This window comes from Asanoa sp. NPDC049475 (assembly GCF_040676915.1).
GTDB lineage: Bacteria > Actinomycetota > Actinomycetes > Mycobacteriales > Micromonosporaceae > Asanoa.
Map to the genome: position 1 here is coordinate 374,857 of NZ_JBFAPY010000001.1, position 23,175 is coordinate 398,031.

The 23,175-nt window shown below is 72.6% G+C and carries 21 protein-coding genes and 1 pseudogene; 12 read left to right on the top strand and 10 right to left on the bottom strand.

What is annotated here, in order from left to right:
- Positions 1-20 precede the first annotated feature (20 nt).
- Complete coding sequence (locus AB0J88_RS01825; protein WP_364359943.1) at positions 21-2,996, top strand: adenylate/guanylate cyclase domain-containing protein; 2,976 nt, start codon at positions 21-23, stop codon at positions 2,994-2,996.
- A 115-nt stretch (positions 2,997-3,111) separates the two neighbouring features.
- On the top strand, positions 3,112-4,140 hold the full coding sequence (locus AB0J88_RS01830; protein ID WP_364359945.1) for a potassium channel family protein: 1,029 nt from the start codon (positions 3,112-3,114) through the stop codon (positions 4,138-4,140).
- A 36-nt stretch (positions 4,141-4,176) separates the two neighbouring features.
- On the opposite strand, the gene AB0J88_RS01835 is transcribed toward AB0J88_RS01830, so the two are convergent.
- The 3 genes from AB0J88_RS01835 to AB0J88_RS01845 all read right to left on the bottom strand — a co-directional run bounded on the left by AB0J88_RS01835 (position 4,177) and on the right by AB0J88_RS01845 (position 8,646).
- Complete coding sequence (locus tag AB0J88_RS01835) at positions 4,177-5,211, bottom strand: 2-oxoacid:ferredoxin oxidoreductase subunit beta (RefSeq protein WP_364359948.1); 1,035 nt, start codon at positions 5,209-5,211, stop codon at positions 4,177-4,179.
- Entirely contained in the window at positions 5,204-7,051 is a 1,848-nt protein-coding gene (locus tag AB0J88_RS01840; protein ID WP_364359951.1) for a 2-oxoacid:acceptor oxidoreductase subunit alpha, read from the bottom strand. The genes AB0J88_RS01835 and AB0J88_RS01840 overlap by 8 nt, the downstream gene beginning before the upstream one ends.
- A gap of 194 nt (positions 7,052-7,245) precedes the next feature.
- Positions 7,246-8,646 (bottom strand): hypothetical protein, encoded by a 1,401-nt coding sequence (locus AB0J88_RS01845; protein ID WP_364359954.1) that lies wholly within the window; start codon positions 8,644-8,646, stop codon positions 7,246-7,248.
- A 155-nt stretch (positions 8,647-8,801) separates the two neighbouring features.
- On the opposite strand from AB0J88_RS01845, the gene ndhC reads away from it, so the two are divergent.
- Positions 8,802-9,179, top strand: a complete 378-nt coding sequence (gene ndhC, locus AB0J88_RS01850; RefSeq protein ID WP_089253528.1) for an NADH-quinone oxidoreductase subunit A — start codon at positions 8,802-8,804, stop codon at positions 9,177-9,179.
- On the opposite strand, the gene folP is transcribed toward ndhC, so the two are convergent.
- A complete protein-coding gene (folP, locus tag AB0J88_RS01855) occupies positions 9,176-10,045 on the bottom strand; it encodes a dihydropteroate synthase (RefSeq protein WP_364359957.1) in 870 nt (289 codons plus the stop codon). The two genes, ndhC and folP, sit on opposite strands and share 4 nt — an antisense overlap.
- A gap of 109 nt (positions 10,046-10,154) precedes the next feature.
- Between folP and AB0J88_RS01860 the strand changes: the two are divergent.
- The 4 genes and pseudogenes from AB0J88_RS01860 to AB0J88_RS01875 form a co-directional block, all read left to right on the top strand.
- Positions 10,155-10,532, top strand: a pseudogene (locus AB0J88_RS01860) (DivIVA domain-containing protein); the annotation flags it as partial.
- A 692-nt stretch (positions 10,533-11,224) separates the two neighbouring features.
- Positions 11,225-11,710: an SRPBCC family protein gene (locus tag AB0J88_RS01865; protein WP_364359960.1), complete on the top strand. Its 486-nt coding sequence runs from the start codon at positions 11,225-11,227 to the stop codon at positions 11,708-11,710.
- 33 nt (positions 11,711-11,743) lie between these two features.
- On the top strand, positions 11,744-12,313 hold the full coding sequence (locus tag AB0J88_RS01870; protein WP_364359962.1) for a DNA-3-methyladenine glycosylase I: 570 nt from the start codon (positions 11,744-11,746) through the stop codon (positions 12,311-12,313).
- 31 nt (positions 12,314-12,344) lie between these two features.
- The gene (locus AB0J88_RS01875; RefSeq protein WP_364359965.1) at positions 12,345-12,917 is read left to right on the top strand and encodes a hypothetical protein; all 573 of its coding nucleotides are present in this window, start codon (positions 12,345-12,347) and stop codon (positions 12,915-12,917) included.
- 151 nt (positions 12,918-13,068) lie between these two features.
- On the opposite strand, the gene AB0J88_RS01880 is transcribed toward AB0J88_RS01875, so the two are convergent.
- Together AB0J88_RS01880 and AB0J88_RS01885 are read right to left on the bottom strand one after the other, a co-directional pair.
- Positions 13,069-13,860 carry an enoyl-CoA hydratase-related protein gene (locus AB0J88_RS01880; protein ID WP_364359968.1) on the bottom strand — a complete coding sequence of 264 codons (792 nt, stop codon included), beginning with the start codon at positions 13,858-13,860 and terminating at the stop codon, positions 13,069-13,071.
- 3 nt (positions 13,861-13,863) lie between these two features.
- Positions 13,864-14,682, bottom strand: coding sequence for a PaaX family transcriptional regulator C-terminal domain-containing protein (locus AB0J88_RS01885; RefSeq protein WP_364359971.1), 819 nt, complete (start codon positions 14,680-14,682; stop codon positions 13,864-13,866).
- Positions 14,683-14,900: 218 nt separating this feature from the next.
- Here AB0J88_RS01885 and AB0J88_RS01890 point away from each other — a divergent pair, with 218 nt between their 5' ends.
- Both AB0J88_RS01890 and AB0J88_RS01895 read left to right on the top strand, forming a co-directional pair.
- Positions 14,901-15,068 (top strand): DUF3117 domain-containing protein, encoded by a 168-nt coding sequence (locus tag AB0J88_RS01890; protein WP_089253522.1) that lies wholly within the window; start codon positions 14,901-14,903, stop codon positions 15,066-15,068.
- A 113-nt stretch (positions 15,069-15,181) separates the two neighbouring features.
- Entirely contained in the window at positions 15,182-16,582 is a 1,401-nt protein-coding gene (locus AB0J88_RS01895) for a leucyl aminopeptidase (RefSeq protein WP_364360208.1), read from the top strand.
- Here AB0J88_RS01895 and AB0J88_RS01900 read toward each other — a convergent pair.
- Positions 16,579-17,220: an O-methyltransferase gene (locus AB0J88_RS01900; protein ID WP_364359974.1), complete on the bottom strand. Its 642-nt coding sequence runs from the start codon at positions 17,218-17,220 to the stop codon at positions 16,579-16,581. The genes AB0J88_RS01895 and AB0J88_RS01900 overlap by 4 nt on opposite strands.
- A gap of 170 nt (positions 17,221-17,390) precedes the next feature.
- Here AB0J88_RS01900 and AB0J88_RS01905 point away from each other — a divergent pair, with 170 nt between their 5' ends.
- Positions 17,391-18,758, top strand: a complete 1,368-nt coding sequence (locus AB0J88_RS01905; protein ID WP_364359977.1) for a trypsin-like peptidase domain-containing protein — start codon at positions 17,391-17,393, stop codon at positions 18,756-18,758.
- Between the two features lie 70 nt (positions 18,759-18,828).
- Entirely contained in the window at positions 18,829-19,239 is a 411-nt protein-coding gene (locus AB0J88_RS01910; RefSeq protein ID WP_364359980.1) for a preprotein translocase subunit TatB, read from the top strand.
- A gap of 6 nt (positions 19,240-19,245) precedes the next feature.
- On the opposite strand, the gene AB0J88_RS01915 is transcribed toward AB0J88_RS01910, so the two are convergent.
- Genes AB0J88_RS01915 through AB0J88_RS01925 form a run of 3 tightly spaced genes read right to left on the bottom strand, consistent with a single transcriptional unit; the run spans position 19,246 to position 22,258 of the window.
- A complete protein-coding gene (locus AB0J88_RS01915; protein ID WP_364359983.1) occupies positions 19,246-20,391 on the bottom strand; it encodes a P-loop NTPase in 1,146 nt (381 codons plus the stop codon).
- Between the two features lie 21 nt (positions 20,392-20,412).
- A complete protein-coding gene (locus AB0J88_RS01920) occupies positions 20,413-20,958 on the bottom strand; it encodes a DUF1003 domain-containing protein (protein WP_364359986.1) in 546 nt (181 codons plus the stop codon).
- A complete protein-coding gene (locus tag AB0J88_RS01925; protein WP_364359989.1) occupies positions 20,951-22,258 on the bottom strand; it encodes a CBS domain-containing protein in 1,308 nt (435 codons plus the stop codon). The genes AB0J88_RS01920 and AB0J88_RS01925 overlap by 8 nt, the downstream gene beginning before the upstream one ends.
- Positions 22,259-22,289: 31 nt before the next feature.
- Here AB0J88_RS01925 and AB0J88_RS01930 point away from each other — a divergent pair, with 31 nt between their 5' ends.
- Complete coding sequence (locus tag AB0J88_RS01930; RefSeq protein WP_364359992.1) at positions 22,290-23,165, top strand: PhzF family phenazine biosynthesis protein; 876 nt, start codon at positions 22,290-22,292, stop codon at positions 23,163-23,165.
- Positions 23,166-23,175: the final 10 nt, after the last annotated feature.

Below are 23,175 nucleotides of genomic sequence, written 5' to 3' on the forward strand. Positions count from 1 at the left end.
GGGGGGCGGAGGTTTCAGGCGTGCCGGGACGAGTTCACCTTCCCAGTGGGCTGGTGACTTTCTTGTTCACCGACATCGAGGGCTCGACGCGACTTGCCCAGATGCTCGGTGCGGGTTACCGGCCGGTGCTCACGGAGCATCGGCGACTCTTGCGCGCCACCCTCGCGGCCAATCACGGTGTCGAGCTGTTCACCGAGGGCGACTCGTTCTTCATCGCGTTCGACGACGCCGCCGCCGCGCTCGACGCGTGTGTCACCGCCCAGCGGGCGCTGGCCGACCACGAGTGGCCCACCCCTGAGGCCGCGCCGCGGGTCCGGATGGGCCTGCACACCGGACACGCGGTCCCGCTCGCCGGCGAGTACGCGAGCCCCGAGGTGCACCGCGCGGCCCGGATCGCGGCCGCGGCGCACGGCGGCCAGGTGCTGCTCTCCGCGTCGACCGCGCACCACGCGGCCCCGCTGCCGGCCGACGCTTCGCTGATCGACCTGGGGCTGCACCGGTTGCGGGGCTTCGACGACCGCGAACGCCTCTTTCAACTCGTCGCACCGGGCCTGGGCCGCGACTTCCCGCGCCCGCGCACCGTCGACGAGACCGCGCACAACCTGCCGACCCAGGTGACCTCGTTCGTCGGCCGGCAGACCGAGCGGGCCGAGCTTTCCGCCCTGGTGCGCGACAACCGGCTCGTCACGGTCGTCGGGGCCGGCGGCGCAGGCAAGACCCGGATCGCCGTCGAGGTGGCCGGCACCCTTGTCGACTCCTATCCGGACGGCGTGTGGTTCGTCGACATCGCCACGGTCACCGACCCGGGCCTGGTCGCCTTCGCGGTCGCCGCGGTCTTCGGCCTGCGCCCGGAACCCGGCCGGCCGATGATCGACACCCTGGTCGACTACGCCGCGGGCCGGCGCATGCTGCTCATGCTCGACACCTGTGACGCCCAACCGGGTGCGTCCGCCGAGGCCATCTCCCGCCTGCTGACCGGTGGCAGTGCGCTGCGCGTGCTGGCCACCAGCCGGGAGCCGTTCGGGCTGCCCGGTGAGGTCGTGTGGCGAATCCCTCCGCTGTCGACGGAGCCAGGCCCACACGGCGGGCCGAGCGACGCGATGGCGCTGCTGCTCGACCGCACCGCGGCAGCCCGTGGCGGCCGGCGCGGCGGCCTGACCGAGTCGTCCGAGCTGCACCGGGTAGTGGCCCGCCTCGACGGCCTGCCGCTCGCCATCGAGCTGGCCGCGGCCCGCCTCCGGGTGCTCTCCGCCAGCCAGCTCGCCGAGCGCCTCGACGACGTGCTCGGCACGCTCGACGCCGGCCGGGAGGACCCGGTCTATCCGGCGACCGAGTTCGCGGGCGGCCAACAGGAAGCTGGGATGCAAGAAGACACCGTCGACCTCAACGCTGCGGCGCTGGGTGGGGCGCGCAGCCCGCAGACCAGGGCCGCGTTGCGCTCGGCGACCCAACGGCACGCCACCATGCAGGCCACCGTCACGTGGTCCTACCGCACGCTCGGCCCGCGCGCCTCCCGGCTGCTGCGCGCTCTCGCGGTCTTCGCCGGCCCGGTCGACCTGGCCACTGTGGAGTGGCTGCTCGACGACGACCCGCTCGACCCGCTGGCCGTGCTGGTCGACAAGTCGATGATCCAGGTGGAGCCGAGCGGGGCCTCGAGCACCTACCGGATCCTCGACCCGATCCGGGCGTACGCGGCCCGCCGCCTGGTCGACGCCGGCGAGGAGCAGGGCGCCCGTGACCGCCACGTCGCGTGGTGCGCGCACGCGCTGCAGCGGGTGTTCCACGGCGCCGACGGCCGGCCGGTGACGCTGTCGCTGGCGACGCTCGACCCGCTGGCCGACGAGCTCCGCGCCGCACTGCGCTGGACGGCGACCGGTGGCAGCGCCCGGATGGGTCTGCGCCTGGCCGGCGGGCTCGACCAGTGGTGGCGCGAGCGCGGGCTCGCCCGGGAGGGCCGGCTCTGGCTGTTCCGGTTGTACGGCCGGATCGCCGAGACCGGTGAGCCGATCCCCGATGCCGAGCTGGCGGCGGCGTACCACATGCATTCGCAGCACGCGGCAGCCGACGGCGAGTTCGCCGAGGAGCTGCGGTTCGCCCAGCGCGCCGAGGCCGCCGCCCAGCAGGCGGGCGACGCGGGTCTGCTGGCCCGGGTGATCGCCGGTCGCGCCGGCCCGCTGATCGACATGGGCCGGCTCAGCGAGGCCGAGCGGGCCAGCCGCGACGTGATGGAGTGGGCCACCGACAACGGCGTCGCGAGCGAGGCGCTGGTCGCGGTGCTGAGCCTGGCCGAGCTGCTGTGGCAACGGGGCGCCCTCGACGAGGCCGCCGAACTGCTCGGCGCCGCCCGCCCGCTCGAGGCCGCCCGCCCGGCCGAACGCGGCCGGCGCACCGTCGACATGCTGCTCGGCATGGTCGCGCTCGCCCGCGGTGACCTCGTGGCGGCGCACGACCACCTGGTGGTGGCGCTGCGCTCGCGAATGGCGTACGGCTTCCGGAGCAGGGCCTGCGACAGCCTCAACGCCATGGCGGTCCGGTGCGCCCACGGTGGCGATCCGAGGACCGCGGCCCGGTTGTTCGGCGCGGCGCAGGCGACCCGACTGACCCAGCGCGGCGCGGGCGGGCTGTTCGCCGCCTACTGGTCGCGGGAGCAGGCCGCCATCCGGTCGGAGCTCGGCGACGCGGCGTTCGACGCGGCGTACGCGGGTGGTGCGGAGCTCACGCTCGAGCAGGCGGCGGGGATGGCGCTCGCGGTCGAGCACCCGGACCTGGCCGCCGGCTCGAGCCGGTTCGCCGCCGAGCCGGAGACCCCCGCGGTCGAGCCGGAACCGCGGCGCCCGGTCCAGGCACGGCACCGGGCCGACGGCGACGACAACACCACGATGGTCATCGGCGATCCGCGTCCTGGCCGCGGCACCGACCCGCAGCCCCCGCACCCCCGGCGGTCCCGCACCTATCGGGGCGCGCTGATCGGCGACGCCGAGTCCGACAAGGCCTAGTCGTCGTCACGGTGCGCGTCGTCGCGCGTACCGGGAGATATCGACCGCGGCTGGTGCATTCCCGGGCGTCGGCCGTCGCGGGGCTCGTTTAAGGTGTGGGCGTGCGGGAGACGGCGTGATCCACTTTCCCCGGGTACGCCAGAGTCCACTGCGCGCACTCGGCGTGCGGCTGTTGGCCGCGGTCGGGCTGGTGCTGGTGACGGTCCTGATCGTCTACGTCGACCGGGGCGGCTACCGCGACGTCACAGATACGCCGCTGTCGTTGCTCGACTGCGCGTACTACGCGGTGGTGACGCTCTCCACGACCGGCTACGGCGACATCACGCCGGTCAGCGAGTCCGCCCGCGTGGTCAACGTCTTCGTGATCACCCCGGCGCGCGTGCTCTTCCTGATCATCCTGGTCGGCACGACCCTCGAGGTGCTGACCGAGCAGTACCGCACCAACCTGCGGCTGACGCGGTGGAGGAGGAAAGTGAAAGACCACGTGATCATCTGCGGGTACGGGACGAAGGGCCGCAGCGCCGTCAATGTGCTGCTGGAGAACGGCCTGGACAAGCGCAAGATCGTGGTGGTCGAGCGCGACCAGACCGCGCTGCGGTCGGCGATCGCCAACGGCCTGGTCGGCGTCGAAGGCTCCGCGACCCGGTCGGCGACGCTGCTGGAGGCGCACGTCAAAGACGCGAAGTCAGTGATCATCGCCACCCACAGCGACGACGCGGCGGTGCTGGTGACGCTGACCGTGCGCCAGCTCACCGCCGGCAAGGTGCGGATCATCGCCGCGGCCCGGGAGGCGGAGAACGCTCCGCTCCTGCGGCAGAGCGGCGCGCACCACGTGATCGTCTCGGCGTCGACCGCCGGCCGGCTGCTCGGCCTGTCCACCTCGGCGCCGCCGCTGATCGAGGTCGTCGAAGACCTGCTGACCCCGGGCCAGGGCATGGCGCTGGCGATGCGCTCGGCCGAGCGCGCCGAGGTCGGCTCGGCGCCGCGCGACCTCGACCCGCTGGTCATCGCGCTGGTGCGACGGGGCAAGGTCGTCTCGCTGGCCGACCCGGCCGGCCTCACGGTCGAGACCGGCGACCTGCTGGTCTACGTCCGCGACGACCGACCGTCGACAATGGCCGAAAGCCGCCCCACCCCGAGCTAGCCGACAGCGTCAGCCGCCGGCCAGCCGGGGCGCCAGCTACAGGATCGTCCAGGTGTCGCCGGCCGTGAGCAGGCCCGCGAGCTGCTCGTCGGGCGTACCCGTGGCCTTGGCCTTGGCGGCTTCGACCTGCTCCACCACGCGCTCGTCGTAGGACGGCCGCTCGACCTTCCGGAACACCCCGATCGGTGTGTTGCGCAGGTCGAGGCCGGGGAGGCGGGACAGGGCGAACGCGTACGCCGGCTCCGACACGGTGGCGTCGTGGACCACGATGTCGGCCGGGTCGACCGACGCCGTGTCGCGGACCTCGAGGCCGAAGCCGCCCGGCGGGTGCACCACGCAGCGCTGGCCGTCGGCGCCGAAGGTGATCGGCTGGCCGTGCTCGAGCCGGATCAGGTATTCGTCGCGGGTGGCCGGGTCCTTCAGCGTCTCGAAGGCGCCGTCGTTGAAGATGTTGCAGTTCTGGTAGATCTCGACGAACGCGGAGCCGTTGTGCTCGGCCGCGGCGCGCAGCACCGACTGGAGGTGCTTGCGGTCGGAGTCGAGGGTCCGCGCGACGAACGTGGCCTCGGCACCCAGCGCCAGCGAGAGCGGGTTGAACGGCGAGTCCGCCGAGCCGACGGGCGTCGACTTAGTGATCTTGCCAAGCTCCGACGTCGGCGAGTACTGGCCCTTGGTCAGCCCGTAGATCCGGTTGTTGAACAGCAGGATCTTGAGGTTGACGTTGCGGCGCAGCGCGTGGATCAGGTGGTTGCCACCGATCGAGAGCGCGTCGCCGTCGCCGGTGACCACCCAGACCGACAGGTCGGGGCGGCTGACCGAGAGGCCGGTCGCGATCGCCGGCGCGCGGCCGTGGATCGAGTGCATCCCGTAGGTGTTCATGTAGTACGGGAAGCGCGACGAGCAGCCGATGCCCGACACGAACACGGTGCGCTCGCGCGGGATCTTCAGCTCGGGCATGAAGGACTGGACGGCGGCGAGGATCGCGTAGTCACCGCACCCGGGACACCAGCGAACCTCCTGGTCGGACTTGAAGTCCTTCTGAGTCAGCTTCACTGCGACGGGATCAGCCATTCTTAACGACTTCCTCGAGCATCGACTCAAGCTTCGCGGCCGTGAACGGCAGGCCGCTGACCTGGTTGTACGGGATGGCGTCGACGAGGTAGCGAGCCCGGATGACGTGGGCGAGCTGGCCCAGGTTCATCTCGGGGATGACGACGCGGTCGTAACGGCGCAGCACCTCGCCGAGGTTGGCGGGCATCGGCGACAGGTGCCGCAGGTGGGCCTGCGCGATGGGCAGGCCGCGCTGGCGCAGCGCCCGGCAGGCGGCACCGATCGGGCCGTAGGTCGAGCCCCAGCCCAGCACCAGCGTGCGCGCCTCGCCGTCGGGGTCTTCCACCTCGACGTCCGGCACCGGGATGCCCTCGATGCGGGCGGCCCGGGTGCGCACCATGAAGTCGTGGTTGGCCGGGTCGTACGAGATGTCGCCCGTCTTGTCGGCCTTCTCCAGACCACCGATCCGGTGCTCCAGCCCCGGCGTGCCCGGAATGGCCCACGGTCGGGCCATCGTGACCGGGTCGCGCAGGTAGGGCAGGAACGTCTTGCCGTCTTCGCCGTTGGGCTCGGTCGCGAAGTCGACGCGCAGGTCGGGCAGCGAGTCGACCTCGGGCAGCAGCCACGGCTCGGAGCCGTTGGCGACGTAGTTGTCGGACAGCAGGATCACCGGCGTGCGGTAGGTCAGGGCGATCCGGGCCGCCTCGAGCGCGGCGAAGAAGCAGTCGGACGGCGACCGCGGCGCGACGACGGCGACCGGCGCCTCGCCGTGCCGGCCGAACAGGGCCATGTTGAGGTCGGCCTGCTCCGTCTTGGTCGGCATGCCGGTCGACGGGCCGGCCCGCTGCACGTCGATGATCACCAGCGGCAGCTCCAGCGCGACCGCCAGCGAGATCGTCTCGCCCTTGAGCGCGACGCCCGGGCCGGAGGTGGTGGTGATGCCCAGGCTGCCGCCGTACGAGGCGCCGAGCGCGGCACCGATCGCGGCGATCTCGTCTTCCGCCTGCATCGTCGTGACGCCGAACCGCTTGTGCTTGCTCAGCTCGTGCAGGATGTCGGACGCCGGGGTGATCGGGTAGGCACCCAGGAAGACCGGCAGGCCCGAGCGCACGCCGGCGGCCACGAGGCCCAGCGAGAGCGCCTGGTTGCCGGTGATGTTGCGGTAGGTGCCGGGGCTCATCTTCGCCGGCTTGACCTCGTAGCGGACGCCGAAGTCCTCGGTCGTCTCGCCGAAGTTCCAGCCGGCCTTGAACGCCGCGATGTTGGCCGCGACGAGCTCCGGACGGGCGGCGAACTTGCGCTCCAGGAAGCGGATCGTCGAGTCGTAGGGCCGCGAGTACATCCAGGAGAGCAGGCCGAGGGCGAACATGTTCTTCGCACGCTCGGCGTCCTTCTTCGAGACGTCGTGCTCGGCGAGGGCGCCGATCGTCATCGCGGTCAGCGCGACGGGGTGCAACGAGTAGCCGTCGAGCGAGCCGTCCTCGAGCGGGTTCTCCGCGTAGCCCACCTTGGTGAGGTTGCGCTTCGTGAACTCGTCGGTGTTGACGATGATGTCGGCGCCGCGCGGCAGGTCACCGATGTTGGCCTTGAGCGCTGCCGGGTTCATCGCGACCAGCACGTTGGGCGCGTCGCCCGGCGTGAGGATGTCGTAGTCGGCGAAGTGCACCTGGAAGCTGGAGACCCCTGGCAGGGTGCCGGCGGGCGCCCGGATCTCCGCGGGGAAGTTGGGGAGAGTCGAGATGTCGTTGCCGAGCTGGGCGGTCTCCGAAGTGAACCGATCGCCGGTGAGCTGCATGCCGTCGCCGGAGTCGCCAGCGAAGCGGATGACCACGCGATCCAGTTGACGGACCTGTTTGGCCACGAGAAGCTGACCTCCTTGCCGGACGGCGGCGGCGGGGTCGCGCGTCGTTGGGCCGTCCCGCTCCATGTTGTGTCTTGGAAAAGCGTACGTCCCGGGAACAGCCTTTCCACGTACCGGGTCCCGCCCGGTGAGACGACCTTCTCACGTCGGGGTCAGGGTTACCTTACTTGTGAGCGAAAGCACTGCTAGTGGGCCTAGTCCCGGGACGCCGCATCGAGGGCCGCGGTGGTGTCGTCTTCTATACCGCGACGCAGCGACGTCGTGGCGAGGAAGATCGCCAGGATCACCAGGAGCACCGAGACGATCACCAGAGCGAGCGCCGTCTGCTGGACGCCGGTCAGACCGCCGCCGTTGTCGGACGCCTTGGCGAACCCGCCGCCGATCACGCCCTGGGACGCCGTCGGGTCGGCACCCGACGGGCTGGCCGTCGGCGTGGCGCTCGACGCGGCCGCGGTGATCCGGAAGCTCATCTGCACCTGCTTGGTGCGGCCACCCGAGGTCAGCATGCCGAACACCGCGCCCGACAGCGGAGCCAGCCGCTGTGCCTCGGCCGTAGCCCGCAGAGGCAGGGTGCTGGTGGCGGTGTCGCCGGCGGCCACCCGGCCGAGATCGCATCGGAAGCGCTCGCCGCTGGCCGCACAGCCCTCGGGCTGGCCGTCGATCGTCACTCCGTCGGGCAGCAGCACCTCGACCGCGCCCGTCGACGCCTCGTCACCGGTGTTGGTCAGCTTGATCTGGAGGTTGGCCGGGCCGTCCGGGGACTGGAAGTTGACCTCGCTGGCGGCCAGCCCGATGCCGGCGACCGGCGGGCCGGGCGGGAAGAGCACCGCGAAGCCCTGGTTGTCGGCGACCGTGCCGAGGTCCGGCCGGGAGACGGCGGCCGCGGTGACGTCGACGGAGCCACCCAGCGGCATCTGTCGCCAGGCGTCACCGGCCACCCGCACGCGGATCGAGGTCTCGAAGCGACGGCCCGGACCGGCGACCCAGGATCCGCAGACGTACGAGCGTCCGCCGGACAGCGAGCAGCCGGCCGTGCCGGCGTCGGTCACCCCGGTCGGCAAGGTGTAGCGCATGGTCAACCGCTCGACGATCGAGCCCGTGTTGGTGACCACCACCCGCAGCGTGGCCGGGCTGCTGGACCGCGACCAGTAGGACCAGCCCAGGTTGATGTCGCTGGTCCAGACGGCGGCACCGAGCCGCGGCTGCTGGCCGGGCAGCACAGGGCCGGGCTGTTCGGTGGGGTCGGCCGGCGGCACCGTCGGCCGCGTGGTCGGCCGCGATGTGGTCGGTTCTGCGGTCGGCTGCTCCGTCGGCTCCTCGGGCGTGGTCGGTTCGGTGGTCGGCTCCGGCGACGTCGGCTCGTCGGTCGGCACCGGGTTGGTCGGCGGGGAGTCGGGCTCCGTCGAGTTGGTCTCGGGCTCGCCCGGGTCGCTGCCCGTGTCATCGCCGGGGTCGAGCGCGGCCGTTACACCGACCGGGCCGGCCGCACCCGCGCCCACCGACGGGACGGTCACGACGAGCGCCATCACGCCGGCCGCGATCAGGCCGGCGACAGACGCGCGCAGCAGGGCGTACGCGCGCTCGCTGCTCGCCATGGATCCTCCGACCGTCGTGGGTGCCTCATTATTCGGTGATAGTTGCCGCCTGACACCCGTTCGGTCGGAAACAAAACCGTAACTCCCGCCCTTCGCCGCCTGACCCGAGATCATCGGCCGGCTCGAATCGCCCGATCGGCGGTAGAGTCCCGGCCATGACGGGTTACCTCGGGTCGTACGCGACGCTGGGGCTCCTCCTCCTGGCGAGCGTGCTGATCTTCGTGGGGGCGTTCACCGCCAACCGGCTGCTCAGCCCGGCCAACCCGGCCGAGCCGGCGGGCAAGCGCGCGACCTACGAGAGCGGCGTGGACCCGGTCGGTGGCGACTGGGCACAGATGCAGATCCGCTATTACGTGTACGCGTACCTTTATGTGCTTTTCGCGGTCGAGGCCGTTTTTCTCTTCCCGTGGGCGGTGGTCTTCGACCGTCCCGGATTCGGCGCGACGACCGTGGTGGAGATGGCCATCTTCGTGGCCGTCCTGGCGCTCGGCATCCTCTACGCCTGGCGCAAGAAGATCCTCAACTGGACCTAAGCCAGGCCCCGGCGGGAGACCGCTGGTGGGCGGTCGCCGCGGATCGACGCCACGGTGTCGAGCACGCGGCGGGTCTCGCGCACCTGGTGGGCGCGGAACAGCCGGGCGCCGAGCCAGGCGGAGACCGCGGTCGCCGCGAGGGTGCCCTCCAGCCGCTCCTCGACCGGCAGGTCCAGGGTCTCGCCGATGAAGTCCTTGTTGGACAGCGCGACCAGCACCGGCCAGCCGGTGGCCACCAGCTCGCCCAACCGCCGGGTGAGCTCCAGCGAGTGCCGGGTGTTCTTGCCGAAGTCGTGCGCCGGGTCGATGACGATGCCGTCCGCGCGTACGCCCAACGACTCCGCCCGGCGCGCCAGCGCGGTGACCGTCTCGACGGCGTCGGTGACGACGTCGGCGAACGCGGCCCGGTGCGGGCGGGTGCGCGGCCGCAGGCCGCCGGCATGGGTGCAGACCAGCCCCGCACCGGTCGCGGCGGCGACCTCGGCCAGTCGCGGGTCGGCGCCGGCCCAGGTGTCGTTGATCAGGTCCGCGCCGGCCGCGACCGCCTCGGTGGCGACCTCGGCGCGCCAGGTGTCGATCGAGATCACTGTGTCGGGGAAGGCCGCGCGGACCGTGGCCACGGTGGCGACGGTGCGGGTGATCTCCTCCGTCGGGTCCACGTGGTCGCCGGGGCCGGCCTTCACCCCGCCGATGTCGATGATGTCGGCGCCGTCGCGGACCGCCGCCTCGACCGCCCGCAGGGCCGCGTCGGCGGCATATGTCGCGCCCCGGTCGAAGAACGAGTCGGGTGTCCGGTTCACGATCGCCATCACCACGAGGTCCGTCGGGCCGAACGTACGCGGACCCAGCCGCAACTCGCCCGACATATCGATTCCTCCTGCCGCCGTCGTACCACTGGCTTGATCCTTGCCCGCGAAGGTGGACGACGGGGTGGCGGGGTCGACCCTCTCGGCGCGACATGCCACGATCGGGCGTATGGGTCAGCTACTCCTTATTGTGGTCGTCGCGGTCACCGTCGCGGCGGTCGTGTTCGGCGTGACCGTGCTGGTCAGCGGTCGCGACCCGGGCCTGTCGCCCGCCGAGCCCGACGGCCGGGCGTTACCGCTGCCCACCACCCGGCCACTGCTGGAGTCCGACCTCGGCGACGTGCGCTTCGACCTGGCCACCCGGGGCTACCGGATGTCCCAGGTCGACCAGGCGCTGCGCCGTGCCGCGTACGACATCGGCTACAAGGACGAGCTGATCGGAGTCCTGGAGGCCGAGGTCAACGCCCTGCGTGAGGGGCGGGTGCTCGACGCCGACGCGCTGCGCCGGGCTCGTGAGGCCGCCCAGGCTCCGCCGCCCGCACCGGTGGCGACCGAACCCGGCAAGCCGGGGTGGACCGAGTTCACCCGCCCGGCTGACCTTGGCGAAATCGCCGACGAGCCCGAGGCGGCCGCTCCGATCGAGACGGCTGCGTCGGAGGAGTCCGCGGACGGCGCTCCGGTGCCGGTCAGCGACGCTGCTCCGGTGGTCGAGGTGGCACCTGACCAGGCCGAGTCGGCCGCCGCCGAGCAGGACCCGAAGGCGGTCGCGGAGGCCCGGTCCCGCGGCCTGGCCGACGAGTCGGAGCCGGCCGAGTCGCCGGCCGCGGCCGAGCCGCCTATCGCGACCGGGTCGCCTATCGCGACCGAGCCGCCTATCGCGACCGGGTCGCCGGTCGCGACCGAGCCGACTGTCGCCGCTGAGCAGGCGGGCAAGGCCGAGGCGTCCACCGGGTCCGACCCGGCCGTCACCGAGAAGTCGATCTCGCCCGGCTCGACCGCGGCGGCCGCGACAGAGCAGCCCAGCGAGGTCGAGCCGGCCGCCCCGGCCAAGGCGCGGACCACGCGGCGAACGCCCGCGACCCGCACCTCGCGCCCGACCAAGCGCTCGGCCGCCGCGGCGCCGGCTGACCCCGAGTCTCCGGCCGTTTCGCCGGAAGACGCGCCAGTCAGGAAATCGGCCATCGAGTCGGAAACCTCGGAAGTCGCGACTCCGGCGGAAGACGCTGAATCGGCGCGCCGATGAACGAGGAGGACCTGCGGGAGGCCGCCCAGCCGGGTGCCGGTGAGGTCACCGCGACGGTCATCGTCCGCGCGCCCGCCAAGCAGGTCTACGAGGCGTTCACCGCCTGGCGCCGGCAGGGCGAATGGATCCCGTTCACCACCGTTCGGGTGATTTCGGGCGACGGCGGCGAGGGCTCGGTGATCGAGGCGGTCACGGCGCTCGGTCCGGCGGTCCTGCGGGACGAGTTCCGGGTGGCGCGGCTGGACCCGCCGTACGAGGTGCGGGTCATCCACCAGGGCCGGCTCCTGCGTGGCCCGGGCGTGCTGCGCTGCACCCCCATGGGCCAGGACCGCACCCAGGTCGTCTGGCACGAGTGGTTCCACCTGCCCGGCGGTGCCGCGGGCCGGGTCGCCTGGCCGGTGCTGTGGCCGGGCTCGAAGCTCAGCCTGACGCAGGCGCTCAAGCGCTTCGCGCGCCTGGTCGAGGCCGGCCGGCTGCCGTAAGAACTGTCGTACCCGGCTCATAGGCTCGGGTTCGTGAAAGACCTCGTCATCGGCGCCGACGGCAAGGCGCGCTGTCCGTGGGGCAGCAGCACCGACTACCTCGCCTACCACGACACCGAGTGGGGGCAGCCGTTGCACGGCGACGACCACCTCTACGAGCGGATGACGCTGGAGGCGTTCCAGTCGGGCCTGTCGTGGCTGACCATCCTGCGCAAACGCGACAACTTCCGGGCGGCGTTCGACCACTTCAAGATCAAGAAGGTCGCGGCCTACGACGCCGACGACGTCGCCCGACTGATGGCCGACGTGGGGATCGTGCGCAACCGGCAGAAGGTCGACGCCGCGATCGCCAACGCCCGCGCCGCCCTCGAGGTCGGCGGTGGCCTGAGCGAGCTGCTGTGGTCCTTCGCGCCGCCGCCCCGGCCACACCGCCCGCGGGGCTCGGCCGAGGTCCCGGCCATCACCCCCGAGTCGACCGCGATGGCCAAGGACCTCAAGAAGCGGGGCTTCAGGTTCGTGGGTCCGACCACCGCCTACGCGCTGATGCAGGCGACGGGCATGGTCGACGACCATCTGGAGGGCTGCCACGTGCCGCCGCACTGACCCGCCGACCCGCTGTGATGGGATGGTCCGCATGGCACAGTGGGCGGTCGTCATCCCCGAGGCGAGACTGGCAAGCGAGCGGCTTTTCCACCACGAGACGCTCGAGCTGTCCGACGGAGGAGACGTCCCGGGGCCGACCGAGGGCGACCAGGTGCTGGTGGTCGCCGAAGACCCGGCACCCCGCGTGGTGGCGCTCGGCCGCATCACGGCCGCGGCCGGCCGGGCCGACGACGACCCGGACAACGCCGACGTGGCGCCCGGCGGCCCGGTGGTCGTCACCTACACGCGTCGCTTCTTCGACGAGCCGGCCGACGCCGCCGAGCTGACCCTGGCCGGCCCGTTGACGCCGGTCGACGCACCGACCTTCGACGCCCTGTCGGCCCGGCTCGCGCCCGCCGTCGACAACCGCACCTGGCTGGTCAGCCTCGACCTGCCGATCGAGGCCCCCACCCCGGCCGAGGCGGTCCGCCTCTTCTGGTCCTACGTGATGGAGCTCGGCCCGCGCGAGCTGCCCACCTATGTGGCGCCCTCCGACGACGAGCTGGCGATGCAGGCCTTCGTCCTGGGCGAGGAAGCCAACCAGGACCCGGAAGAAGAGGACTAGCAGCGCTTCCCCCGCCCGGACGTCGGCCGCCTGCGGGGGACAACCGGCTGGCCGGCCTCGCCGGCCTGCGCCGGGCTGGACCCTGGTCGGCTTTGCGCGGTGCGCGCGGCTGGCCGGCCGTGCCCGCGCCGGCGGGCAGCCGACGGCGGGTCTAGCGGCCTTCGAAGGTGGGCTTCAGCTTGTTGACGAAGGCCGTCGTGGCGTTGCGGTGGTCGGCCGTGGCGCCGCTGATCGACTGGGCCTGGGCCTCGGCGGACAGGGCGTCCTGCAACGTCCCGGCGTCGCCGACCGAGAGCTCGCGCTTGATCGCCGCGTAGGCCACCGTCGGACCCGAAGCCAGCCGGGCCGCGAGCTCCTGGGCTGCCGACACCACGTCGGCGTCGTTCTCGACCACCCGGGTCAGCAGGCCGAGCCGGTGGGCCTCGTCCGCCTTGACCTGCTCCGCCAGCATCAGGAGCTCGATCGCCTTGGCGTGGCCGACCAGGCGGGGCAGCGACCAGGACAGGCCCGTGTCGGCGGCCAGGCCGACGTTGGCGAAGGCCATCAGGAACGACGTGCTCGGTCCGCCGATGCGGAAGTCGGCCAGCAGAGCCAGGCCGGCACCGGCGCCGGCCGCCATGCCGCCGACCGCGGCGATCACCGGCTTCGGCATGCTGCCGAGCTTGGACGCGATCGGGTTGTAGTGGCGGCGGACCGTGTCGAGGGCGTCGGCGCTGCCGGACTCCAGCACGCCGACGTGCTCGCGCAGGTCCTGGCCCGCGCAGAACGCCCGGCCGGCCCCGGCGAGGACGACCGCGCGGCAGGAGCGGTCGGTCTCGATCGTCGCCAGGGCCTCGCGGAGCGCCTCCTTGAGCGGCACGTCGAGCGCGTTCATCGCCTCGGGCCGGTTGAGGGTCAGCGTCACCACGGCGTCGGTGCGGTCGACGAGCAGCACGTCACTCACGTGTCAGGAACCTTTCGATCGGGCGGCCCGCAGGCCCGCGTCGAGACAGCTTTCCACGTAGCGGTCGGCGGCCGGGCGCAGCCTCGTGGCGTGCCGGTCGAAGAACGCGGCCGCGTTGGTGCCCGCCCAGCGCTCCGGCAGCAGCGCGGGCGGGAGTTGCGGGTCGCGGAAGAGGAACGTGCGCCAGGCGTGGACGAGCCGGAACCTGGCCGCGTACGCGAGCTCGTCCTCGCTGCGCGGCGTCACGTGCGCCAGCAGCGGGCGTTGTTCGGCGACGAAGGCCTCGTACGCGTTGCCGATCTCGGCCAGGTCCCAGGCCCGCCGGACGACCGCCATCGCGCCGGACGTGCCCGCGGCGTGGGTCGCGGTGAACCGCTCGTAGCCGATGCCGGTCTCGACCAGCAGGGCGTCGACGTCGACGCCGGGTCGGGTGGCGACCCACGTGCGCTCGTCGAGCATGCCGTAGCCGAGGTAGCTCAGGTTGGCGCCGAGGCGCTGGCGTTCGCGACGCGCCGCGGGGGCGTCCAGGACGATCAGGTCGAAGCGTCCGTCCCAGCCCGGCCGGTTGGTGCGGTAGATCCGGGCGGCGGCCTCGTCGAGCCGGCGGGCCGCCTTCGACGTGATCAGATAGCCCGGTCCCGCGGCCAGTCGCAGGGGGTGCAGCCAGCCTTGTCGCACCATGCGGGACACGGCGGTGCGGACCGCGGGCGGGGCGATGCCGAGGGGCGCGAGCAGGCGAACCAGCGCCGCCACGGGCGCCCGGCCGCCACGTGGGCGCAGGTAGTCACCGTAGAGGTCGAAGAGTGCCGACCGTGCCTGCATGACCGCACATTGTGACAGCCACTTTCAAGATAAGCTAGATGCTGTCACATCAATACCGGCTCGGTTTGGGCCCAGCGGTGGTTATCAGGGAAAATCATTGGTCGGCGCCCTGCGAGGCGCCCTCGGGTAATACGGTGCCACGGGCCGTAGCGTGGTGCCGCCGGTACGAAGAGGCTGTGGGACAACCCACCACCCTGGCGAGTCTGAGGGGAGACAACATGGCGGCGATGAAGCCGCGGACGGGCGATGGTCCGCTGGAGGTCACCAAGGAGGGCCGGGGCATCGTGATGCGGGTTCCGCTGGAAGGCGGAGGGCGGCTCGTCGTTGAGATGACCCCTGACGAGGCCAACGCGCTCGGTGACGCACTGAAGACCGCTGCCGGCTGACGTCCGAACCGCGCCCGCCGGCACGCCCCGCCCGGGCTGCCGGCGGGCTCCTTGTCCGAGGACCAGCGACAGCACAGCACAACCCGGAGGCCGGCGTGCCCACATTCCGTTTTATCGACCCCGCCGACGTAGCCGCCGACACGCTCGTCGTGCCCACCCGTGACGGCGCGCCGCTGTCCGAGGGGCTGCCGGCCGACGTGGTCGCGTTGGCCGCCGACCACAGCGGCAAGGGCGGCGTGGTCGAGGTGCTGCCCCGGCCGACCCAACGTCCGTCGAAGGTGCTGCTGGTCGGCGTCGGTGACGGCGGGGCCAGCGGGTGGCGCGCCGCCGGTGCCGGGCTCGCCCGGTCGGCGGCACGCACGAGCACCGTCACGGTCGTCCTGCCCGCGGCAGAAGACACCGACCTCCGGGCGTTCGCCGAGGGCGTCCTGCTCGGCTCCTACCGCTTCCGGCTCGGCGCGCCGCGCCCCGACGCGCCGCCCACGCTCGACGAGGTGCTGCTGGCCGGCGCGCCCGACGAGGCCGCGCTGGCCACCGCCCGCGCCACCGCCGAGGCCACCGCGCTGGCCCGCGACCTGACCAACATGCCGTCCGACCAGAAGACCCCCGAGTGGTTCGCCGAGCGGGTCAGCGCGGCCGCGGCGGCGTACGACGGACTGACCATCTCGGTTCGTGAGCCGGAGCAGCTCGAGGCCGAGGGCTTCGGCGGCATCCTGGCCGTGGGTGGCGGCTCGTCCCGCGGCCCGCGCCTGGTCGAGCTGACCTACACGCCGGCCGACGCGACGCAACACGTGGTGCTCGTCGGCAAGGGCATCACGTTCGACACCGGCGGCATCTCGATCAAGCCGCGCGACGCGATGAAGCTCATGCGCAAGGACATGGGCGGCGCGGCGGCCATCGTGGCCGCGACGATCGCCGCCGCGGCGCTGCGCCTCCCGGTGCGGGTGACGGCGCTGGCCCCCCTCGCCGAGAACCTGGTCAGCGGCTCGGCCTTCCGGCCCGGCGACGTGATCCGGCACTACGGCGGCCGCACCAGCGAGAGCAACAACAGCGACGCCGAGGGCCGGCTGGTGCTGGCCGACGCGCTCGCCTACGCGGTCGACCGGCTGGACCCCGACGTGATCGTCGACCTGGCCACGCTGACCGGCGCCAACGCGGTCGCGCTCGGCAAGCGCACCGCGGCGCTCTACAGCGACAACGACGGGCTGGCCAAGGCGTTCGCCGAGGCCGCCACCGACGCCGGCGAGCAGGTCTGGCGGATGCCGCTGACGACCGACTACCGCGACTTCCTCAGCAGCGACCTGGCCGACCTGAGCAGCATCGCCTCTGAGGGCGGCGCCGGCTCGGTGATGGCCGCGCTCTACCTGGCGGAGTTCACCGGGCGGCTGCGCGACAGGTGGGTGCACATCGACATGTCCGCCCCGTCCTGGATCGAGTCCGACAGTTCCGAACTGTCCAAGGGCGCGACCGGCTGGGGCGTACGCACGCTCCTGCGTTGGCTGGCGACGCTCTAACGGCGGACCGCGCTGAGCAGGCCGGCACCGGTGGGCAGCAGCGCCGGCACCCAGTCGTCGGAGTCGCGCAGGTCCTTGACCACCTCGCGGATCAGCACCGTCTCCGGGTCGCGCGCGGCCGGGTCACCGATCCGGCCGCCGGCCAGGGCGTTGTTGACGGCGAGCACGCCGCCGACCCGCAGCAGCCGGCGGGCGGCGGCGACGCAGGCCGCGTACTCGGTCGGGTCGGCGTCGACGAACACCAGGTCGTATCCGCCGTCCGTGAGCCGGGGGAGCACGTCCAGGGCGCGTCCGGTGATGATCCGCGTACGCGACGGCGCGAAACCGGCCTCCTGGAAGATCCGCCGGGCCACGCGCTGGTGCTCGTTCTCGACGTCGATCGTGGTCAGCACGCCGTCGCGGCGCATGCCCCGCAGCAGCCAGACGCCGCTCACCCCGGTGCCGGTGCCGATCTCGACCAGCGACCGGGCGTTGCCCGCGGCGGCCAGGAGCCGCAACGCCGCGCCGGCTCCCGGTGTCACGCACGGCAGGCCGACCTCGTCGGCGAGCCGGCGCGCGGTCTGCAGCACCAGGTCCTCCGGCGGGTACGCGTCGGCGAACTGCAACGCCTGCGCTGAGGTCGGGCCGGCGGTGCCCATGAATGAACCTCCGTGCGAGGGGGAGCGGGGGGACCGGGTATGAGCGTAGAGCGCACCGTCGGTGTTGGATGGACGGGCGGTGCCCAGAAGGCGTTCGGCAACTGCTGAATGCTCTTCAGGTATCCATGCAATCCTTGAGTCGGGGTTGTGGGCGGCGACCGGGAGGCGACGTGACCGACGGCTGGAACGGGTATCAGCCCGGCGGTGGCCGGCCTGCGGGCCAGCAGGTGCCGGGTCCGTTGCCGGCCAGCCCGCCGCCGACCAGCGCCGTGCCGTCCAGCCCCGCGCCGCCTTACCCGCCTCCGGCGTACCCCATGCATCCCGGCTCCGTGCCGCCCAGCCCGTGGTGGTCTGACGCGTTGGGTGATCCCTGGCGCGACCCGCACGCCCCGGCCGCGGTCATCCTGCCGCCCGGCCCGACCGGGGCCGCGGAGCCCGAGCCCGTGGTCGACCCGAACGCACCGCGCCCGCCCGGCAACCGCTCGGTCCTGCTCGTCGCCGTGGTCTCCGCGCTCCTCGCGGGCCTGCTCGGCGGTTCACTCGGCTACGCGTTCGCCGCCCGCAGCGGGGTGGGCGGGCGCACCGCGCTCGGCGGCAACGGCGCCAGCCCGCCGGCCGCCGCCAACCGTCCGCCGGACTCCCTCGCGGGCGTCGCGGCCCGGCTGCTGCCCAGCGTGGTCACCGTGCGGGTGGCGTCCAGCGAAGGCTCCAGCCTCGGCTCGGGCTTCGTGGTCTCGGCCGACGGCTACGTGGTCACGAACGACCACGTGGTCGAAGGCAGCGGCACGAAGACGTTCACGGCGGTCTTCAGCGACGGCAGCGTCGCCTCGGCCAAGCTGGTCGGCCAGGACCCGGAGTCCGACATCGCGGTGATCAAGCTGGCCCGCGAGGGCCTGACGCCGATCGAGTTCGGCGACTCCGACACGATCGCGGTCGGTGACCCGGTGCTGGCCATCGGCTCGCCGCTGGCGCTGGCCAACACGGTCACCTCCGGCATCGTCAGCGCGGTCGACCGCACGATCCAGGCCGGCGACCCGGGCGGGCCGGTCCGCTACTACGCGGCGATCCAGACCGACGCGGCCGTCAACCAGGGCAACTCGGGCGGCCCGCTGGTCGACGCCGGCGGCCGGGTGATCGGCGTCAACGCGGTGATCAAGTCGGTGTCCGCCGACGACCAGACCGCCGGCAACATCGGCCTGGCCTTCGCGATCCCGATCAACCAGGCGAAACGGGTGGCGCAGGACATCATCGACACCGGCAAGGCCCGCCGCACGGTGATCGGCGCCAAGGTGACCAACGGGCGCACGACCGGCACCGGCGTCCGCCTCGACACGGTCGAGCCGGGCGGCCCGGCCCAGTCGGCCGGCCTGCGCGCCGGCGACGTCGTCACCCGGATCGACCGGCACCCGCTGGAGGAGTCGATCGACCTGATCGCGCTGGTCCGCAAGTACGCACCGGGCGCGGTCGTGACGGTCGAGTACCGGCGCGGGACCGAGACGCAGACCGCTTCGGTGACTTTGGCCGCAGACGCCCAGTAGCCTCGGCCGTTCCCTTCCCGCTCGGCCCGCGCGTAAGGTTGCGCCCGGGGATCGCACGAGGGAGGCCCGGTTGTTCGAGAACCTGAACTGGTGGGAGATCGGCCTGCTCGTGCTGGTCGCCCTGCTGATCTTCGGCGACAAGCTGCCGAACGTGATCAGCGACGGCCTGCGCATGGTCCGCAACCTGCGCAAGATGGCCAGCAACGCGACCGGTGACCTGAGCCGTGAGCTCGGCACCGACATCCAGCTCGAGGACCTGCACCCGAAGGCGTTCATCCGCAAGCACCTGATGAGCGAGGAAGAGCAGGAGTCGCTGCGCAAGCCGCTGCAGAAGATGTTCGACGACGCCAAGTCCGACCTGAGCGGCGTGCACCAGGACCTCAAGGACGTGGCGAAGGCCGCCGACATCAAGTCACCGGCCACGGGCACGGCGAGCGCGCCGGCCCCGCCGGCGCGCCGCTCGTTCGACGACTTTACGTAGAAACCGCTAGCGGCCGGCCGGCTTCAGCCCCAGGGGCTTGCCGACCAGGGACTCGCGGCGGACCGCCAGCCGGTCGGCCACGGCCGAGATGGCCTTGGCGGCCGGGGCGTCCGGCTCGGCGAGCACGATCGGCAGGCCGGCGTCACCGGCCTCGCGGACCCGGGTGTCCAGCGGGATCTGACCCAGCAGCGGAACCTGCGCGCCCAGCGTGCGGCTCAGCTTCTCGGCGACCACCGCGCCGCCGCCCGAGCCGAAGATCTCCATCCGTTCGCCGGTCGGCAGGTCGAGCCACGACATGTTCTCCACGACCCCGACCAGGCGCTGGTGGGTCTGCAGGGAGATCGCGCCGGCCCGCTCGGCGACCTCGGCCGCGGCCGTCTGCGGCGTGGTGACCACCAGGATCTCCGCGTTGGGCAGCAGCTGGGCCAGCGAGATCGCCACGTCGCCGGTGCCCGGCGGCAGGTCGAGCAGCAGCACGTCGAGGTCGCCCCAGTAGACGTCGGCGAGGAACTGCTGGAGCGCCCGGTGCAGCATCGGGCCGCGCCAGACCACCGCCGCGTTCTGGGCGGTGAACATGCCGATCGAGATCACCTTCACGCCGTGCGCCTCGGGCGGCATGATCATGTCTTCCACCCGGGTCGGGCGGCCCGCGGCACCCAGCATCCGCGGCACCGAGTGGCCGTAGATGTCGGCGTCGACCACACCCACCGACAGGCCGCGGGCGGCCAGCGCGGCGGCCAGGTTGACCGTGACGCTCGACTTGCCGACCCCGCCCTTGCCGCTGGCGATCGCGTAGACCCGGGTGCGGGATCCTGGCTCGGCGAACGGGATCACCGGCTCGGCGCCGCCACCGCCACGCAGGCGCGTCTGCAGCTCCTGGCGCTGGTCCTTGCTCATGACGCCGAAGTCGACGACCACGCCGCTCACGCCGGGCACGGCACTGACGGCACTGGTGATGTCGTTGTTCAGCTTGTCGCGCAAGGGGCAACCCTGGACGGTGAGCAGCAGCTCGACGCGGACCAGCCCGTCTTCGTCGATCGTGAACGATTTGACCATGCCCAGATCCGTGATCGGGCGGCGAATCTCCGGGTCGTCGACGGTGGCGAGGGCGGCCTGGATGGCTTCCTCACGAGACGTGGCAGGCGCAGACATGCTGCAACTGTATGCCGGGCGTCAGGCGTCGGTGTCCGCGTGGTCGTCCGGTTCGGCCAGGTTGTGCTTTGACTTGCGCTTGCGGCGGCGCTGGGCCTCGTCGAGGTCCTCGGCGAGCCGGCCGAGCTCCGAGCGGAGGAAGTCGCGGGTGGCCAGCTCGCCGATCGCGAGCCGCAACGAGGCGATCTCCCGCGTGAGGTACTCGGTGTCGGCCTTCTGCGCCGCAGCCCGCCGCCGGTCCTCCTCCAACGACAGGCGGTCCCGGTCGGCCTGCCGGTTCTGCGCGAGCAGGATCAGCGGCGCGGCGTAGGACGCCTGCAAGGACAGGATCAGGGTCAGGAACGTGAAGGTGTACGGGTCGAAGCGCCAGCCTTCCGGCGCCAGTGTGTTCCAGCCCACCCACAGCAGGATCACGATGCTCATGTAGACCAGGAACTTCGCCGTGCCGAGCGCCCGGGCGATCGCCTCCGACCAGCGGCCGAAGGACTCCGGGTCGAAGCGGGGCAGCTTCAGCCGGCGCGGCTCGCGCGGCTGGTCGAGCCGCGCGGGTGGGCGCGGCTCAGCCATCGGTTCGGCCCCTGGGGGGCACGACGTGCGGTGGCACCGGCACGGGCGGGACGGGTTCGTCGTCGGGCACGTCCCGGTCGCGCCAGTCCGGCGGCAGCGAGTGGTCGAGCACGTCGTCGACGGTCACGGCGCCGACCAGCCGGTTGTTGGCGTCGACGACCGGCATCGCGACCAGGTCGTACATGGCCATCCGGCGGGTGACCTCGATCAGCGGGGTCTCCGGGCGCAGCGGGTTGATGCCACTGTCGACCACGCCGCCGATGATCTCCGAGGGCGGCTCCCGAAGCAACTTCTGGAAGTGCACCATGCCCAGGTAGCGGCCGGTCGGCGTGGCCATCGGCGCCCGCGCGACGAAGACCTGTGCGGCCACGGCCGGCGGCAGTTGCGGCTCGCGGATCCGGGCCAGCGCGTCGGCGACCGTGGCGTCCGGGGTGAGGATCACCGGCTCGGAGGTCATCACGCTGCCGGCCGTGCCGGCCGAGTATTTGAGCAGCTGCCGCACCGGCTCGGCCTCGTCGGGCTCCATCAGGTCGAGCAGCGCCTGCCGGTCGGGGCCGGACAGCTCACCGAGCAGGTCGGCCGCGTCGTCGGCGTCCATCTCCTCGAGGATGTCCGCCGCGCGCTCCTGGTCGAGCACGGCCAGGATCTCCACCTGGTCGTGCTCGGGAAGCTCGCTGAGCACGTCGGCGAGCCGCTCGTCGTCGAGGGCCGCGGCGACCTCGTTGCGCCGGGTGTCCGACATCTCCTGGAGCGCGTTGGCCACGTCGGCCGCCCGCATCTGCTCCAGCACGGCGAGCAGACCCGCGGTGCCCTGCGTGTCCGTGAGCCCGATCAGCCCACGCACGCGGTCCCATTCCAGTTCGACCAGTTGGCCGCGCCGGGTGATCCGGCGGCTCGGCTGGCGGACCGCGACCTTGGCCAGCGACCACTCGTCGAGGCGGTTGGCCTCCATCGCCAGGTCGACCACCACGCCCGGGGTCTCCTCGGGCAGGATCGTCACGCGGCGGTCCAGCAGGTCTTCGAGGACCAGCAGCTCGTTGGGGCGCTTCTCGAAGCGGCGCAGGTTGAGCGTGCCGGTGCTGAGCACCGCCGCGTCCGCGTCGATCGAGGTGAAGCGGCCCATCGGCAGGAAGATCCGGCGCCGGATCGTCATCTCCGCCACCAGCCCGACGACCTGGGGCGGGCGGTTGGTGGTGCGCAGGCGGGCGACGGCGTCACGGATCCGACCGACCTGGTCCCCGTTGGGGTCGTAGATCGGCAGGCCCGCGAGCCTGGCGATGTAAACCCGCGCCGTCGTCACTAGCCAAGACTAATTCCCTAGGCTGTCTCGCATGTCTAGCGTGGCGTACGAGATCGTCGACGTCTTCACCGACCGGCCGTTCACCGGCAACCCGCTCGCCGTGGTGTTCGGCGCCGAAGACCTGGCCGGGAGCCAGATGCAGGAGCTGGCCCGCGAGTTCAACCTGTCCGAGACGGTGTTCGTGCTGCCGCCGTCCGCCGGCGCGGCGGCCACCTACCGAGCACGGATCTTCACCCCCAACAGCGAGCTTCCGTTCGCGGGCCACCCGAGTGTCGGGGCCGCCGTGACCGCGAGCAGCCGTGGCATGTTCGCCGCCGGCGAGGTCGTCCAGGAGTGCGGTGCCGGCCTGCTCCCGGTCGTGGTCTCGGGGTCGACCGCCACGCTGACCGGCGGCACCGCCACCGTCGGCGAGCCGCTCGATCCCGCTCCGCTGCTGGCCGCCGTGGGCCTGACCGCCGACGACCTGGACCCGGCCGGGCCACCCCGGATCGCCGGCTGCGGACTGGAGTTCCCCTATCTGCCCGTGCGCGCCGACGCGGTGGCCAGGGCCCGGCTCGACACCGGCGCGGCCGAGGGCGTCGCGGCGCACAGCATCGACGTCTTCTCCTGGGACCCGCAGAGCCGCACCGCGCACGTGCGGGTCTTCGTGCCCGGGCTGTCCGTGCCGGAGGACCCGGCGACCGGCTCGGCCGCGCTCGGCCTCGGGGTCTGGCTGGTCACCAGCGGCCTGCTGCCGGCCGACGGCGAGAGCGGCTACGTGGTGCACCAGGGCCTCGAGTTGCACCGCCCGTCGGTGCTGGAGTGCGTGGTGACGGCGACGGCCGGAGCGGTGACGAAGGCCCAGGTGACCGGCAGCGTGGTGCCGATCGCCCGCGGCGAGATGGCGGTGCCGCCGTTCGTCGGATAAGCCGACTGGC